This window comes from Archangium lansingense, assembly GCF_026626635.1.
Lineage (GTDB): Bacteria > Myxococcota > Myxococcia > Myxococcales > Myxococcaceae > Archangium > Archangium lansingense.
This window is the reverse complement of sequence record NZ_JAPNKA010000001.1, coordinates 8891331-8907500: the sequence shown is the minus strand read 5'-3', so window position 1 is coordinate 8907500 and position 16170 is coordinate 8891331. Positions and strand designations below refer to the sequence as shown.

Here is a 16170-nt window from a genome sequence, read left to right as displayed (position 1 = left end):
TACAGCCGAAGCCGAGAGAGGTTGCAGAGAAATGGCGGTAGCGACTGTTTACCAAAAACACAGGACTCTGCGAAGGCAAGAAGCCGACGTATAGGGTCTGACTCCTGCCCGGTGCTGGAAGGTTAAGGGGATTCGTCAGCCGCAAGGCGAAGCGATGATCCGAAGCCCCAGTAAACGGCGGCCGTAACTATAACGGTCCTAAGGTAGCGAAATTCCTTGTCGGGTAAGTTCCGACCTGCACGAATGGAGTAACGACTTCCGCACTGTCTCGGAGAGGGACTCAGCGAAATTGAAATAGCTGTGCCGATGCAGTTTACCCGCAGCAAGACGGAAAGACCCCGTGAACCTTTACTACAACTTGACAGTGACACTAGGGTTCGACTGTGTAGGATAGGTGGGAGCCTTTGAAGCCGGGCCGCTAGGTTCGGTGGAGGCAACGGTGAAATACCACCCTGTCGGATTCTGGTGTCTAACCACGCCCCCTTAACGGGAGCTGGGACACTGTCTGGTGGGTAGTTTGACTGGGGCGGTCGCCTCCCAAAACGTAACGGAGGCGCGCGATGGTTCCCTCAGCCCGATTGGAAACCGGGCGTCGAGTGCAATGGCATAAGGGAGCTTGACTGCGAGACCGACAGGTCGAGCAGGTGCGAAAGCAGGTCATAGTGATCCGGTGGTCCTGAATGGAAGGGCCATCGCTCAACGGATAAAAGGTACTCCGGGGATAACAGGCTTATCTCCCCCAAGAGTTCACATCGACGGGGAGGTTTGGCACCTCGATGTCGGCTCATCGCATCCTGGGGCTGGAGCAGGTCCCAAGGGTTTGGCTGTTCGCCAATTAAAGCGGTACGCGAGCTGGGTTCAAAACGTCGTGAGACAGTTTGGTCCCTATCTGCTGTGGGCGTAGGATACTTGAGAGGCTCTGACCTTAGTACGAGAGGACCGGGTTGGAGACACCGCTGGTGTACCAGTTGTCTCGCCAGAGGCATCGCTGGGTAGCCATGTGTCGATTGGATAACCGCTGAAAGCATCTAAGCGGGAAACCGACCTCAAGAACAGGTATCCCGGGCGCAAGCCCCTGAAGACCCGTCGAAGACTACGACGTTGATAGGCCGGGTGTGTAAGCGCGGTAACGCGTTGAGCTAACCGGTACTAATTGGTCGTGAGGCTTACTATACCTCAATCTCTCACAGGCTCCACCCCACCAGGGGAGAGCTGAGGGATTCGAGTCCAAGGTCGAGGCCCCGAGCGCGCTCCAAAGAGAGCGGCGCCGGCCCGGAAGAAGGCACAAGCTTCTCTAAAGCAGAATTGAAAACTACCCTTTGTATGCACGAGTCACTCAGTTTCCGGTGGCAATGTCGGAGGGGTCCCACCCGTTCCCATCCCGAACACGGAAGTTAAGCCCTCCAGAGCCGATGGTACTCCGCGGGAAACCGCGCGGGAGAGTAGGTCGCTGCCGGATTTTTTTTGAAGGCCCCGAGTCCTCACACACGTGAGGACTCGGGGCCTTCGCCTTTGCGGGCTATGGGTCATCGTGCCCAGGCCGACTTCGTCCAGCCAGGCGTGGCGCGACGTGCCGCTTCGGCCAGGCCCGATTCCGGGAGCTCTCGAGCCGTGTGAGGGAGTCCGGTTGCTGCGGCTGGTGCTGCGTTCGCGGGCGACCCTCGAGCGCCGGCTTGCATGGCTCAAGTGGCTGGAACTCTTGAGGAATCCGCCATCCGGGGTGGTTTGACTCCCCGTCCGTGCTCCGACTAAAGTCCCGGATTCGTCCGGTTTCCCACCCAATGCTCCCCCCGAGCGGAACTGTGGCCTTCCGGGTGCGGGCGGATCCACGCAATGAAGAAGCCGACCTCATTTGGGAAGTACCTCCTCCTCGAGCGCATCAACGTTGGCGGCATGGCGGAGGTCTTCACGGCCAAGGCCTTCGGCGTCGAAGGGTTCGAGCGGATCCTCGCGATCAAGAAGATCCTCCCGACGATGGCGGAGGATGAAGAGTTCATCACGATGTTCATCGACGAAGCGCGGATCAGCGTCGAGCTGAACCACGCCAACGTCGTGCGCATCGACGAGCTCGGGAAGCACGAGGACACCTACTTCATCGCAATGGAGTACGTGGCCGGGCGGGATCTGCGCACGCTCCTGGAGCGCTACCGGCGGCGCAAGGAGATCATGCCTACCGCCCAGGCCGTCTTCATTGCTTCGAAGATGTGCGAGGGCCTCGACTATGCGCACCGCAAGAAGGATGCGCGCGGGCAGGACCTGGGCATCATCCATCGCGACGTCTCTCCGCAGAACATCCTCATCTCGTACGAAGGCGAGGTGAAGATCATCGACTTTGGTATCGCCAAGGCGGCGAACCGGTCGCAGAAGACGCAAGCCGGTATCCTCAAGGGCAAGTTCGGCTACATGAGCCCGGAGCAGGTCCGCGGCCTGCCCATTGATCGCCGCAGCGACGTTTTCGCCGTGGGGGTCATCCTCTACGAGATGTTGACGGGCGAGAGGCTCTTCGTCGGCGAGTCGGACTTCTCCACCCTGGAGAAGGTCCGCAACGCGGACGTGCCCATGCCGCGGCAGTTCAATCCCAACATCCCGTCGGGCCTCGAGAAGGTCTTGATGAAGGCCCTCGCCCGGGATGCGGAGGAGCGCTACCAGTGGGGCTCGGACCTCCAGGAAGATTTGATGCGCTTCCTCCTGGCCGGCGATGCCATCTACTCGTCCAAGCACCTCTCGGCCTACATGAAGGAGGCGTTCGCGGAGGACATCGTCCGCGAGGCCGAGAAGATGGAGCGCTATGCCTCCGTCGAGCGTCCGGATCAGATCGAAACCACCGGGGTCACCGGCGAACTGTCTCGTCCGCCGCGCCGGCACCAGTCCCTCCCCGCGGCGCCCATGGCCGGCCGCTCTCCCACTGCTCCGGCTCAGCCCGCCGTGAACAGTGGCTACGTGCCTCCCCCTACCGACGAGGAGCTGGCAGAGCTCGATGGGGCGGCGGACAAGACGCAGATCTTCGATCCTTCCCTGGTGGTCCCTCGGCCCGATGCCTCTGGCCAGGGGTCCTCGTCGAGCGTGCTGGTCGATGACAGCCTGACGGGCGAGACGAGCTATCCCCCAGAGAATGACGCCCCACCGCCTTCTGCTCGCGACAGGGGCCGCGGTGGCAGGCAGCAGGTCGTCATCGGCGAGGAAGAAGGAGAGGGCTATGCGGGCGCGACCGTCGTCGGTCCCGCTCCCACGGCGCGTCCGACTCCCGAGCCTCAGGAGTCCAATGCTACCCGCGTCGGGCAGGTCGAATCGGGGAGCACCATGCTCAGCCCGATGCCCACGGGGCAGCGCAGGCGGCTGACGATGGAGGCGGAGCAGCCCTCCTCCCATGACGAGGAGGCCGCGCACGACGAGCAGGACGAGCAGCACCTGGCCGAGCAGGATGCTCCTGACGAATACGGCGACCAGCACTCGTCAGATGAGGTGGACGATCCTCAAGAGGAGGAGACCACCGGCCCTATCGCCATCCCGCAGGAGGCTCAGGAAGCTGAGGAGCCCGCCCCCCAGAAGTCGAAGCCCGCGCCCCAGAAGAAGGCTCCTCAGAAGGCTCCTCGCGCTCCCGTGGCCGGCAAGAAGCTGCCTCCCAAGGCTGTCCTCGGCATCGCCGCGGGCGCCCTGGTGCTCGTGCTTGTGGTCCTGGCGGTCGTGATGTTCTCCGGGCCCAGCACTGGCAGCGTGATGATCTCCGTCCAGCCCGCCGAGGGCGCGGAGGTCCGGATCGACGGGCAGTTGGTCGCGCAGAACCAGGTCATCGAGCTGCTCGAGGGCGCCCACAAGCTGACCGCCACCGCTCCAGGTCATTTGCGCACGGAGCAGATGGTCACCGTCACCAAGGGCCAGCGCGCGCAGGTGCTGTCCGTGACGCTCGAGGCCGAGCCTCCGCCCGATCAGCCCGACAAGCCGGCTGCGAATGACGCCCAGGTCGCCAGTGCGACAGGGACGGGGACCGGGACGGGAACTGGCACCCAGGACGCAGCGCCGACCGGCTCGCAGCCCGAGGAGGGCACTCCCACGCAGGATCCAGCCCCGCAGACCGCGGCGGCCACTGACCCCGCTCCGGAGACTGGGACCGGGACCGGTACCCCGCCAGCGGCCGTGGAGCCTCCCAAGCCGACCACGTTCGAGGCGGTGTTCGTGGGAGACTCCGGTGCAGAGATCGAGGTGGGCGGCAAGCGCTTGGGCAAGACACCCGACGTCAAGCTCGCTGACCTCACCATCGGGAAGACCTACTCCTTCACGGCCACGCGCGTTGGCTACAAGCGCTACTCCGGCAAGTTCCGCTCCACCGGCGAGACGGAGCTGGAAGTGTCGTTTGAGCTCGAAAAGGAAGAGCCCGCTCCCGAGCGCACCGTCGTCAAGCAGTCCACCCCCTCCAAGAGCACCGGCACCAAGTCCTCTTCTTCCCGGTCGGTGGCCAAGGGCAAGCTCGCCTGCAGCTCTCGTCCTCCCGGCGCTCAGATCTGGGTCGACGGCAAGAACACCGGCCGGGAGACGCCTGTGGCGCTCGGCAATCCGCTGCTCCTCCCGGTGGGCAGCCGCACCGTCATCTTCAAGCTCGGCGGCAAACAGAGCAAGCCCCAGAAGGTCACCATCTCCGAGGGGGATGTGGCCAAGCTCATCAACATCCCGCTCGAGTAATCACGCATTCGTTGCCCTCTTTTTAATGTTGGGTAAAGAGGGGCTTTCATCCGGGTGCCCGCTTTCCGGGCCCTGGTTCCCTTTCAAGGTGGATCGCCATGACGACGACGCCCATCCGCGGAAAGGCCGCTTCGGCCGGGCCCGCGCAGCAGCCTTTCTCCTATCCGCTCCGCCGTGAGTTCGTGGAGCCCGACTGGCGCCGCCTCCCTGGCTACAAGGACGTCACCCAGGCCGAGTGGGAGAGTTCCGTCTGGCAGCGCAAGCACACCGTCAAGAATCTCAAGGAGCTCAAGGCCACCCTCGGCCACTTCCTGCCGGATGACCTCCTGGCCAGCATGGAGCGCGACCAGCAGGAGCGGGCGACGATGTCCATCCTCGTCCCGCCCCAGATGCTCAACACCATGGACGAGACGGACCTGTGGAACGACCCGGTCCGCCGTTACATGCTGCCCGCCTTCGACGACCGGCACCCCGAGTGGCCCAACCACCCCAAGGCCAGCCGCGACAGCCTCCATGAGGCCGACATGTGGGCCGTGGAAGGGCTCACCCACCGCTACCCCACCAAGGTGCTAGCGGAGATGCTCCCCACCTGCCCCCAGTACTGCGGCCACTGCACCCGCATGGACCTCGTGGGCAACGACGTTCCCCAGGTCCAGAAGCACCGCTTCAACATCGGCCAGAAGGAGCGCTACGAGCAGATGCTCGACTACCTGCGCCGGACGCCCACCGTCCGCGATGTGGTCGTCAGCGGTGGTGACATCGCCAACCTCCCCATCCAGGCCCTCGAGCCCTTCGTCAGCGCCCTGCTCGACATCCCCAACATCCGGGACATCCGCCTGGCCTCCAAGGGCCTCATGGCCATCCCCCAGCACTTCCTCCAGGACTCCGTCCTCCAGGGGCTGGAGCGCCTCGCCAAGAAGGCCAACGAGCGCGGCGTGGACCTCGCGCTCCACACCCACGTCAACAATGCCCGCCAGCTCACCCCGCTCGTGGGGAAGGCCGTGCGCAAGCTGCTCGACATGGGCTTCCGCGATGTGCGCAACCAGGGCGTGCTCCTGCGCGGCGTCAACAGCACCCCCAAGGATCTCCTCGAGCTGTGCTTCACCCTGCTCGATCACGCGAAGATCCTCCCGTACTACTTCTACATGTGCGACATGATCCCCAACTCGGAGCACTGGCGGCTCAGCGTGGCCGAGGCCCAGAAGCTCCAGCACGACATCATGGGGTACATGCCCGGCTTCGCCACCCCGCGCATCGTCTGCGACGTGCCCTTCGTCGGGAAGCGGTGGATCCACCAGATCGCCGAGTACGACCAGGAGCGCGGCATCTCCTACTGGACCAAGAACTACCGCACCGGCATCGAGGGCAATGACCCCGACGCCCTCTCGCGCAAGTACGAGTACTTCGACCCGATCTACACGCTGCCCGAGTCCGGTCAGCAGTGGTGGCGTGATCAGGCCAAGGCGGCGTGATGCTCCCCCCAGTGCCGCCCTCCAAGGGCGCTCTCGCGCGTCCGGCCTCCGAGGCCGGGCGCCGTACTCTTTTTCCCGACGCCACTGATGCCGAGTGGTCCGACTGGCGCTGGCACCAGCGCCATGCTGTGCGCAACCTCGCGCAGTTGGAGAAGTACGTCCTCCTCACCCCCGACGAGCGCGCCGGTGTGCAGGAGACCTCCGAGCTGTTCCGCATCGGCATCAGCCCGTACTACCTGTCCCTCATCGACCGCGATCATCCGTTCTGCCCCATCCGGATGCAGTCCATCCCCGTGCGCGCCGAGGCCCGTATCCGCCCCGGTGAGCTCGAGGACCCGCTCGGCGAGGACAAGACCCGGCCCGAAGAGGCCATCGTCCACAAGTACCCGGACCGCGTCCTCTTCCTCGCGCTCGACACGTGCTCCGTCTACTGCCGCCACTGCACCCGCCGCCGTATCACCAAGGGCGGCGAGGCCGAGCTCACCAAGGAGCAGATGCGGCGCGGTCTCGAGTACATCCGCCGCCACCCCGAGGTGCGTGACGTCCTCATCTCCGGTGGAGATCCGTTCCTCCTCTCCGAGGAGCGGCTGGAGGAGCTGCTCGCCCCCCTCCACGAGATTCCCCACGTGGAGATGGTGCGCATCGGCACCCGCGTGCCCGTGTGCCTGCCCATGCGCGTCACCGACTCGCTGGCCCGGCTCCTGCGCCGCTACGCCCCCGTCTACGTCGTCACTCACTTCAACCACCCGAAGGAAGTGACCCCCGAGGCCCGTGAGGCTTGTGAGCGGCTCGTGGACCACGGCGTCCCCGTGGAGAACCAGGCTGTCCTCATGCGGCAGCTCAACTCGGATGCCCGCATCATCAAGGAACTCTCCCACGCCCTGCTGCGCATCCGCGTCCGCCCCTACTACCTCCACCAGATGGATGTGGCCCAGGGCTGCGAGCACCTGCGCACCCCCATCTCCAAGGGCATGGAGATCATTCAGCAGCTGCGCGGCCACACCACCGGGCTCGCCGTTCCCCACCTCGCGGTGGACCTTCCCGGCGGCGGCGGCAAGGTGACCCTCCAGCCCGATTACGTCGTGGAGCGCGGCGAGCACGAGACCGTGTTCCGCAACTTCAAGGGCGAGCGCTACGCCTACCCCGAGCCCGAGCAGACCGACTGCACCTGCCCCTACGACGCTGTGTGGCAGGCCCGGCGCTGGGGGTAGGGCAGGGCGCTCATTCCTGCACCGATGGGGCTTCCGCCGGGGTTTCCGATGGGCCTTCCTCTCCCACGGGAATGCCATGCTCCACCAGCACCTGCGTCGCTCCCTCCTGATCCTCCAGCACCACCGGGTTCTCCTCGCTGAATCCCTCCTGGACCTGGATCTCCCCGGGCTCCTTGGCACGCCCGGACTTCCCGGCCGCCGCGGCCTTCTCCTTCGCCGCCAGATCCTTCTCCGCCGCCGCGACCTCCTTGTTCCCCTTCGGCCCCATCCGGGCTGATTGGCGCGCGTAGTCCTTCGCGGACACCCCGTGCTCGTCCATCACCTTCTGCACGGCTTCCTGCTGCTCACGGATCATCTGCCGCCGCTCGGCCGCGCTCAGGTCGGACGACTTCTTGTTGCCGTGTGCCGCGTTCACCTTGTCCACCGCTGCCTTCTCGTCTCGGCGGATACGAGCGAGTTGCTCGGGGGTGAGATCCTCCGCGAGCACGAGGCTCGGCGTCATGAGCCAGGTCGAGAGCAACAGCACGGACAGACGGCGGGACATGGGGACTCCTGGATGGGCCCTTTCATCGTACGGGAGGTCGGGGGCTCTCGGGTAATCCGGTGTGGCGCGGTTCGTGTCCTCGCGGGGGCAATCCGAGGGACGGATACCCTCACCCCGACCCTCTCCCAGGGGGAGAGGGAGAGGAGGTGGGCGGAGTTGCTCTGGGCCAGAAGGGAGGGCTCCGGGCAGCTTGATTCAGCGGGTACGGCAGCGCGTGCAGCCGTCCGTTTTCTCCGCACAGGACTCTCTCGCTCGGGCGCATCGTTGCGGTAGGTCCGTCCTGTCTGGATTGCGGTCCACCACCCCGCAGAGTGCCTCCGCTACGTCACATGTCTGCGAGGAGAGGGTGCACTGGTCCGAACACGATAGCTCTTCCGCCGCGCCTCGGGCCCGCAGCTCCTCGAGCCGCGCCTCGTAGGTGGTCAGTTGATCATCGTCCGAGCCGGCCACTCGGGTGTCCATCTGCTTGGGACATCCCATGAGAGCCAGAGTGAGCAGGGCAAGGCTGGCAACGCGCATACCTCACCCTTATGCACCGCCGCCCCCTTCCTTCCAGGGGCCTCAGCGCTCCTTTGACCGCGGTTGGACACGCCGCTCCTGTGTCTCCTCGGGGCGATTGCAGTACAGGAAGGCCGTCAGCCCCAGCAGCGCCAGTACCGCCAGCCGTCTCAGCCAGTCCGCTCGCTGCCCCTTGGGCGACTCTTCCTGCTCGCGCTCGGCGGCCTCCAGCGCCGCCGCTACCTCCGGCCCCAACGCACGCAATCGCCGGAGCAACGCCACCGTCTCCGTCAACGCCGCAGGCACCGCCGCCGTTTCTCGCTCCAGCGCCTCGGCGAGTGCTCTCGCCCAGACGTCCTCCTCTACGTCGTTCTCTGGCTCCCGGCAGGAGAGGCCCGCCGCGGTGCCCAGGGCCAGCCCCGCACGCAGCAGGTGCACGGAGAAGGACTCCGGGGTGATGCCGTAGAAGGTCGCGCTCTCCTGCAACGAGCGGCCCTGGGCCAGCCGCGTCAGAAGGAAGGCGGCCTGGCGGTACGGCAGCGCTCGCAGCGCCGCGCCAAGCTCTGCGGTCGAAAGGCGGGTGACGTCGGGGGCAGGGGACACAGGCGCGGCATTCTCCGTTATCCGCCGGCCGATTTCTTGAGCCGCAAGCACCACCCCCTACACTTGCCGCCATGTTGCGTCCTGTTGCACTCCTCCTGCTCCTGCTCTCGCCCCTCCACGCTCTCGCTGTGGAGACCATGCGCATCGCCATGGGCGACTCCCAGAGCCAGGTGCGCGTGAGCGGCAAGGGCCTCTCCTTTGGCTCAGACACCGAGGATGCCCGCTTCACCCCGCTCGACCAGGACAGCGTCGTCGTGCGGCGCCGCGGCTCTCGGCTGGAGCTCAACGGAGCCCCCGTCATCGGCACCGCGGTGCGCTTCCGGGCCGGCGAGGCCGACCGGGATGCCGGCGTGCCCGGCTCCACACCTCTTCGCGCCGGTGACATGCAGGTCCGCGGCGACGTCGTGGTGCGCCTCTACAAGGACGGGCTCCAGCTCATCAACGTCATCCCCCTCGAGGACTACCTTGCCGCCGTGCTCGGCAGCGAGATGCCCGTCTCCTTCCCCCCAGAGGCCCTCAAGGCCCAGGCCGTGGCCGCCCGCACCTACGCCCTCCAGAAGAAGCTCGAGACCTACGGCGCCCCCTTCCACATGGGCAGCAGCGTGCTCCACCAGGTCTACGGCGGCGTCAATCGCGAGGACCCTCGCTCCCTTGCCGCCGTCGAGGCCACCCGCGGCCAGGTTCTCACCTACGAGCTCGCCCCCATCGAGGCCTACTTCCACGCCTCCTGCGGCGGTCGCACCGAGTCCGGTCAGGACGCCCTCCAGCGCAATCTCCCCTACCTGCAGGCCGTGGATTGTCCGTGCGGCAGCCTGCCCGCCAGCCGTTGGAGTGCCACCATGTCCGACTCAGAGCTGCAGGCCGCTCTCGGCCAATCCACCGAGGGCTTCCGCGTCACCTCCCGCACCGCCACCCGCCGGGTGAACCGGGTGGCGACCTCGGGTGGCCTCTCGCTCGATGGGGCGGTGTTCCGGCGCAAGCTCGGCTACACGAAGCTCAAGAGCCTGGAGTTCGACGTGGAGCGCACCAGCAGCGGCTGGCACTTCAACGGCCGCGGCTACGGCCATGGCGCCGGCTTCTGCCAGTGGGGCGCCAAGGCGCTCGCCGACGAGGGCCGCTCCTACCGCGACATCCTCCTGCACTACTACCCGGGGACCGAGCTCCAGCAGCTCTACTGACACATCCCGTTTCGTCGGGGCGCCCAGGCTGTTAGAAGCGCCTCCTCCCGTGTCCTCCCTGCTCTCCGACTACGATTTCGAGCTCCCCGAGGCGCAGATCGCCCAGGCTCCCCTCGCGTCCCGTGATGCCTCCCGCCTCCTGGTGGTGAGCCGCTCCTCGGGCGCCTGGGACCACCGCCACTTCTCCGATCTGCCCGGCCTGCTGCGCGAGGGCGACCTGCTCGTCGTCAACGACGCCCGCGTCATCCCCGCTCGCCTGCTCGGGAGCAAGGCCGGGACGGGCGGCCGGGTGGAGCTGCTCGTCGTCCGTCCTTCCGCCCCCACGCTCACCTCGCAGGCTCTCGGTGGCGCCGCCGAGGCGCTCGAGTGGATCTGCCTCGGCCAGGCCTCCAAGGGCCTCAAGCCCGGGGCCCGCGTGTCCTTCCCCGAGGGCCTGGAGGCCGAGGTGCTGGAGGCGCTCGGAGGAGGGGAGTACCGGGTGCGCTTCCATGCCGCGCCGGGAACGTCGCTCGCCGAGGTGCTGAACAAGGCCGGTCGCCTGCCACTGCCGCCCTACATCACCCGTGCCCCCGAGGCCGCGGATGCCGAGCGCTACCAGACGGTGTACGCGCGGGCCTCGGGCGCGGTGGCGGCTCCCACGGCGGGGCTGCACTTCACCGACGCCACCTTCGCGGCCCTGGCGGCCCGGGGCATCCAGCGTGTCGAGGTGACGCTCGACGTGGGGCCCGGCACCTTCCTCCCCGTCCGGGAGGAGAACCTCGAGAAGCACCACATGCACCCGGAGCGCTACTTCGTCTCCGAGGCCACCGCGCGGGCGGTGAATGCCGCGAAGGCCGAGGGCCGTCGGGTGGTGGCGGTGGGCACCACGGTGGTGCGCACCTTGGAGTCGGCCACGGACCCGAACACGGGCGCCCTGCGCTCCGGGCCGGGCGAGACGACGCTCTTCATCCGCCCCGGTTTCCGCTTCCGGCAGGTGGATGTGCTGCTCACCAACTTTCACCTCCCGCGCTCCACGCTGGTGGTACTGGTGAGCGCGCTGCTCGGCCGCGAGCGCACCCTGGCTGCCTACCGGGAGGCCGTCGCCGCCGGCTACCGGTTCTTCTCGTACGGCGACGCGATGTTGGTGACGGAGTAGGAGACACGACGCAATGGCAGAGCCGCGCAAGGAGAAGGGTGACACCCGGGTCCCACCGAGCCTGGTGCGCTATGAGCTGCTGCACGAGGACGCCTCGGGCACACGCGCGCGCCGGGGCCGGCTGCACACCCCCCACGGCATGGTGGAGACACCCATCTTCATGCCCGTGGGCACCGTGGGCAGCGTCAAGGGCGTGGGCCCGGATGAGCTGCTCACCCTGGATGCCCAAATCATCCTCGGCAACACCTACCACCTGATGCTCCGGCCCGGAGATGACCTGGTGGGGGAGATGGGCGGCCTGCACCGCTTCATCTCCTGGGACCGCCCCATGCTCACCGACAGCGGCGGCTTCCAGGTCTTCAGCCTCGCCGAGAAGCGAAAAATCACCGAGGAGGGCGCGGCCTTCCAGTCGCACCTGGACGGGCGCCACATCCTGCTGACGCCCGAGCGCTCCATCGAGATTCAAGAGACGCTCGGCGCCGACATCATCATGGCCTTCGACGAGTGCCCGCCCTCCACCGAGGATCGGGCCTACATGGAGAAGTCCCTGGCGCGCACCACGCGCTGGTTGCAGCGGTGCGTCAAGGCCTGGAGCCGCGAGCGCTCCTCCCTCTTCGGCATCGTCCAGGGCGGGCTGAACAAGGACCTCCGCAAGGCCCATGCCGAGGAGGTGTGCGCGGTGGACCTGCCCGGTTACGCGCTCGGAGGCTTCTCCGTGGGGGAGACCCCCGAGGCCATGCACGAGGGCGTGGCGTTCTCCGCCCCACTGCTCCCCCGGGACAAGCCGCGCTACCTCATGGGGGTGGGCACGCCCGTGGACCTGGTCACCGGCGTGGAGCACGGGGTGGACATGTTCGACTGCGTGCTGCCCACTCGTTGCGCGCGCAACGGTCTGCTCTTCACCTCCGAGGGCAAGGTCGTCATCCGCAACGCCACCTACGCCAAGGACCCCCGGCCCGCGGACCCGGCCTGCACCTGCTACACCTGCCGCACCTTCAGCCGCGCCTACCTGCGCCACCTCTTCGTGGCGGGGGAGATCCTCGCCATGCGGCTCAACACCCTCCACAACCTCCACTACTTCCTCAACCTCATGAAGGACGTGCGCCAGGCCATCGCCGAGGACCGGTACGCCGCCTTCGCCCGCGACTTCCGGGAGAGGGCTCGTGCCCAGGAGGCCGAGCGCACCCGCTCGAAGTAGGTGCTGGCGGTACACCCCGGCGGCCATCCAGACGGCCGGTTCCTGCTGGGGCCCACCGGGGCCTCGCCTGAGTGGTGGACGGAGCCTCCCAGGGAGGCTCCTGTCCAGGGAGGGAACAATCGGGCCCGACGCAAGCCGGAAATTCCGGGGCTTTCTCGTCGTTCTCTTGCCGGGGGTGTGTGCCTGCTGCTAAGAGGCCCCCCTTTCCGGTTTGTCCGTTGTCCAGTGGTGGACGGCGGCGTGGGCGGAACCCTCTCCAATCAACGAGGCGGTTTGTGGCAGACAGCTTTCTGATCCTGGCTCAGGCGGCGGGCGCCCCCAGCGGGATGATGAACATCGTCTTCATCATCGGCCTTTTCGCCATCATGTACTTCATGATGATCCGGCCCCAGCAGAAGCAGCTCAAGACGCACCGTGAGCTGGTCGCTGGGCTGAAGAAGGGCGACGAGGTCCTCACCCAGGGCGGGCTGATCGGGCGGATCCAAACGGTTTCCGAGCGCGAAGTGACGCTCGAGGTGGCCAACGGGGTGCGCATCCGGGTGCTCAAGTCGTCCGTGGCCGGCAGGTACTCGGCGGCGGGCGAGTCGGCTCCGGCCGCGAAGACCGAAGATAAGAAGGAGGAGAAGTAATGGATCGCGGCTGGTACTGGAGGCTGGGCCTGGTCATCGGCGTGACGCTGCTGACCTTCTGGCTCCTCATTCCCTCCTATTATTCGCTGTTCGTCCTCGACAGGAGCGACCGCAACAACCTGGCTCTGCTCGAGGAGAAGATGCCCAAGTGGGCGCCCCCCGCGAAGTACCGCATCAACCTGGGGCTGGACCTGCAGGGCGGCATCCACATGGTGATGCGGGTGGACACCAAGACGGCGCTGCAGAAGCGGACCGAGCGCCGGGGTGATCAGATCGCCCGCTACATCAACGAGAAGCAGCTGGGCCAGGTGACCGTGAACACGGATCCCATGGCGCTGCGGCTCTCGCTGACGGCCACGGACCCGACCACCATGGACGCCATCGAGAAGGAGGTGCTCGCCACCTTCACCGATTTCGTCAAGGTGTCGCGCGAGGGTGCCACGCTGGAGCTCGCCCCGGACGAGGGCCAGGTGACGCGCTTCCGCGAGGAGTCCGTGGACCAGGCGATGCTCGTCATCCGCCGCCGCATCGACAAGTGGGGCGTGGCCGAGGTGGACGTGCGCAAGCTGGGCACCGATGCCATCCAGATCTCCCTGCCGGGCCGCAGCGACCCCGAGCAGGCCAAGGAGCTGGTGGGCACCACGGCGCAGCTCGAGTTCCGCATGGTGGACGACACCACCGACTTCTTCCGGCAGACCTTCACGCAGACGCCGCCGCCGGAGGGCAGCAACATCACCCTCGACACCGCCGAGGGCTTCCCCCAGCTGGTGGGCCCCAGCCGTGAGGCGCTGCTGGCCTACGTGAAGGACAAGACGCCCGCGGATCGCCAGGTGCTGATGGAGTGCATCCCCAACGCGACCAGGAAGGGCGTGTGCGACAGCTACCGCACCTACCTGGTGGAGAAGGAAGTGCCGCTGACGGGCGAAAACCTGACGGGCGCGGATGCCAACCTCAGCCAGCTCAACGAGCCGGAGGTGAACATCAGCTTCGACGCGGCCGGTGCCCGCGAGTTCGAGCTGCTCACCGAGAAGGGCACGGGCCGGCGCATGGCCATCGTGCTGGATGACTACGTGCAGTCCGCCCCGCGCATCAACGAGCGCATTGGCGGCGGCCGGGCCCGCATCACCATGGGCCGCTCGGGTGGCCGTCCCCTCGAGGTGTGGCTGGCCGACGCGCAGACGCTGGCGCTGGCCCTCAAGGCGGGCGCGCTGCCGGCGCCGGTGACCATCGGTGAGATCCGCCAGGTAGGCGCCTCGCTGGGCGACGAGCTCATCCGCAAGGGCAGCCTGTCCGCCCTCGTGGGCCTGGTGCTCGTCATCGCCTTCATGGCCATCTACTACAAGATGTCGGGCCTCATCGCCGACGTGGCGCTGGCGCTCAACGGCCTGCTCATCCTGGCCGGACTGGCGCTCTTCAACGCCACGCTCACGCTGCCCGGTATCGCCGCCTTCGCGCTGACCCTGGGCGTCGCGGTGGATGCCAACGTGCTCATCAACGAGCGCATTCGCGAGGAGCTCGGCCATGGCAAGACGGTGCGCATGGCGGTGGAGCAGGGCTACGACCGGGCCTTCTGGACCATCTTCGATGCCCACGTCACCGCGCTCATCGCCGGCTTCATCCTCTTCTTCACGGGGACGGGCCCGGTGCGTGGCTTCGCCACCACGATGATCATCGGACTGCTGGCGTCGCTCTTCACGTCCATCCTCGTGACGCGCGTCTTCATGAACTACTTGGTCCACCGTAACGCCCAGACGCTGTCCGTCTAGAAGGCCCCGGGGAACAGCAGATGCAAATCTTCAAGAACCAGCAGCTGAACATCGATTTCATCGGCAAGCGTAAGCCCGCCGTCTTCATTTCCACGGTGCTCAACCTGATCATCCTGGTGGGCATCGCGGTGTGGGGCTTCAACCTCGGAGTGGACTTCGCCGGCGGTACGGTGGTGGAGGTGAAGTTCAACAAGGACGTCTCCGCGGCGGACGTGCGCAAGCGCGCCGAGGCGGGCGGGCTGCCCGACGTGTCGGTGCAGAGCATCGGCGCGGCCGGGGAGAACTCGTTCCTCCTGCGGCTGGGCGGCGTCACCCAGCTCACCGAGGAGAGCGCGGCCAAGGCCAAGGAAGCCCTCCAGGCGCTGGGCCCGACGAAGAGCCTCTACCCGGACCTGGCCAACGGCATCATCAACCTGCGCTCCGAGCAGCCGTTCACCGCCGAGCAGATCAGCAAGGCGGTGGAGGGTTCGGGCACGGGCGTGGAGGAGGTGCGCGTGCTGGGCCAGGCGCAGTCCGGTGGCTTCGACTACCAGATTGTCGCCAGTGGCATGGCGGACCGCATCCGCGCCGCGCTGATGACGGGCCTGCAGGACGGCCAGCCGGACTTCGAGATGCGCCGCACGGAGTACGTGGGTCCGCAGGTCGGCAAGCAGCTGCGCAACCGCGGCGTCGCCGCGCTGCTGTACTCCATGATCGCCATCCTCGTGTACGTGGCGTTCCGGTTCGACTTCAAGTTCGGCCCGGGCGCGCTGCTCGCCATGCTCCACGACGTGGTGATGGTGGCCGGCTTCTACCTGTTCAGCCGCGCTGAGTTCGGCCTCACCGCCATCGCCGCGCTGCTCACCATCGTGGGTTACTCGGTCAACGACACCATCGTCATCTACGACCGCATCCGCGAGGACATGAACAAGTTCAAGGGCAAGCCGTTCGCTGAGGTGATCAACATCGCCATCAACGACACCGTGGTCCGCACCATCCTCACCTCGGGCACCACGGCCCTGTCCCTCATCGGCCTCCTCATCTTCGGCGTGGGTGAGATCCGTGACTTCGCCTGGGCGATGCTCGTGGGCATCATCGTGGGTACGTACTCGACCATCTATATCGCCAGCCCGCTCACCATCTGGCTGGATGAGCGCGAGGCCGCCCGTCAGGCTCGTGAGAAGGCCCGCATGGACCAGCCCAAGACGGCCTGAGCCACCTGGGCTGTACACACCGAGGCCCTCGTGCTCCGCCGCTGCGCGGGGCCGAGGGCCTTCGGT

General features: G+C 66.8%; 11 protein-coding genes and 2 rRNA genes (1 of these 13 cut by a window edge). 11 read left to right on the top strand and 2 right to left on the bottom strand.

The features are described 5' to 3' along the window. From OV287_RS35205 to OV287_RS35185, 5 genes are all read left to right on the top strand, one after another. Nucleotides 1-1174: ribosomal RNA gene (locus OV287_RS35205) — 23S ribosomal RNA — on the top strand (it extends 1795 nt beyond the left edge of the window). 168 nt (nucleotides 1175-1342) lie between these two features. After that, nucleotides 1343-1459 (top strand): 5S ribosomal RNA (gene rrf / locus OV287_RS35200). A 374-nt stretch (nucleotides 1460-1833) separates the two neighbouring features. Further along, complete coding sequence (locus OV287_RS35195) at nucleotides 1834-4677, top strand: serine/threonine protein kinase (RefSeq protein WP_267538420.1); 2844 nt, start codon at nucleotides 1834-1836, stop codon at nucleotides 4675-4677. A gap of 98 nt (nucleotides 4678-4775) precedes the next feature. Further along, nucleotides 4776-6149 carry a KamA family radical SAM protein gene (locus OV287_RS35190; protein WP_267538419.1) on the top strand — a complete coding sequence of 458 codons (1374 nt, stop codon included), beginning with the start codon at nucleotides 4776-4778 and terminating at the stop codon, nucleotides 6147-6149. Next, nucleotides 6149-7360: a KamA family radical SAM protein gene (locus OV287_RS35185; RefSeq protein WP_267538418.1), complete on the top strand. Its 1212-nt coding sequence runs from the start codon at nucleotides 6149-6151 to the stop codon at nucleotides 7358-7360. Before OV287_RS35190 ends, OV287_RS35185 begins: the two co-directional genes overlap by 1 nt. A gap of 10 nt (nucleotides 7361-7370) precedes the next feature. On the opposite strand, the gene OV287_RS35180 is transcribed toward OV287_RS35185, so the two are convergent. Together OV287_RS35180 and OV287_RS35175 are read right to left on the bottom strand one after the other, a co-directional pair. Then, on the bottom strand, nucleotides 7371-7904 hold the full coding sequence (locus OV287_RS35180) for a hypothetical protein (protein ID WP_267538417.1): 534 nt from the start codon (nucleotides 7902-7904) through the stop codon (nucleotides 7371-7373). Between the two features lie 561 nt (nucleotides 7905-8465). After that, the gene (locus OV287_RS35175) at nucleotides 8466-9005 is read right to left on the bottom strand and encodes a hypothetical protein (RefSeq protein WP_267538416.1); all 540 of its coding nucleotides are present in this window, start codon (nucleotides 9003-9005) and stop codon (nucleotides 8466-8468) included. Nucleotides 9006-9076: 71 nt separating this feature from the next. Between OV287_RS35175 and OV287_RS35170 the strand changes: the two genes are divergently transcribed. The 6 genes from OV287_RS35170 to secF all read left to right on the top strand — a co-directional run bounded on the left by OV287_RS35170 (nucleotide 9077) and on the right by secF (nucleotide 16104). Continuing rightward, nucleotides 9077-10183: a SpoIID/LytB domain-containing protein gene (locus tag OV287_RS35170; RefSeq protein ID WP_267538415.1), complete on the top strand. Its 1107-nt coding sequence runs from the start codon at nucleotides 9077-9079 to the stop codon at nucleotides 10181-10183. Nucleotides 10184-10232: 49 nt separating this feature from the next. Next, on the top strand, nucleotides 10233-11318 hold the full coding sequence (queA, locus tag OV287_RS35165) for a tRNA preQ1(34) S-adenosylmethionine ribosyltransferase-isomerase QueA (protein WP_267538414.1): 1086 nt from the start codon (nucleotides 10233-10235) through the stop codon (nucleotides 11316-11318). A gap of 13 nt (nucleotides 11319-11331) precedes the next feature. Next, nucleotides 11332-12516 (top strand): tRNA guanosine(34) transglycosylase Tgt, encoded by a 1185-nt coding sequence (gene tgt / locus OV287_RS35160; RefSeq protein ID WP_267538413.1) that lies wholly within the window; start codon nucleotides 11332-11334, stop codon nucleotides 12514-12516. Nucleotides 12517-12791: 275 nt separating this feature from the next. Next, nucleotides 12792-13145: a preprotein translocase subunit YajC gene (gene yajC, locus OV287_RS35155; RefSeq protein ID WP_267538412.1), complete on the top strand. Its 354-nt coding sequence runs from the start codon at nucleotides 12792-12794 to the stop codon at nucleotides 13143-13145. Further along, nucleotides 13145-14911 carry a protein translocase subunit SecD gene (gene secD, locus OV287_RS35150; RefSeq protein WP_267538411.1) on the top strand — a complete coding sequence of 589 codons (1767 nt, stop codon included), beginning with the start codon at nucleotides 13145-13147 and terminating at the stop codon, nucleotides 14909-14911. The genes yajC and secD overlap by 1 nt, the downstream gene beginning before the upstream one ends. A 20-nt stretch (nucleotides 14912-14931) precedes the next feature. Further along, nucleotides 14932-16104, top strand: coding sequence for a protein translocase subunit SecF (gene secF / locus OV287_RS35145; RefSeq protein WP_267538410.1), 1173 nt, complete (start codon nucleotides 14932-14934; stop codon nucleotides 16102-16104). The last annotated feature ends 66 nt before the right edge of the window (nucleotides 16105-16170 follow it).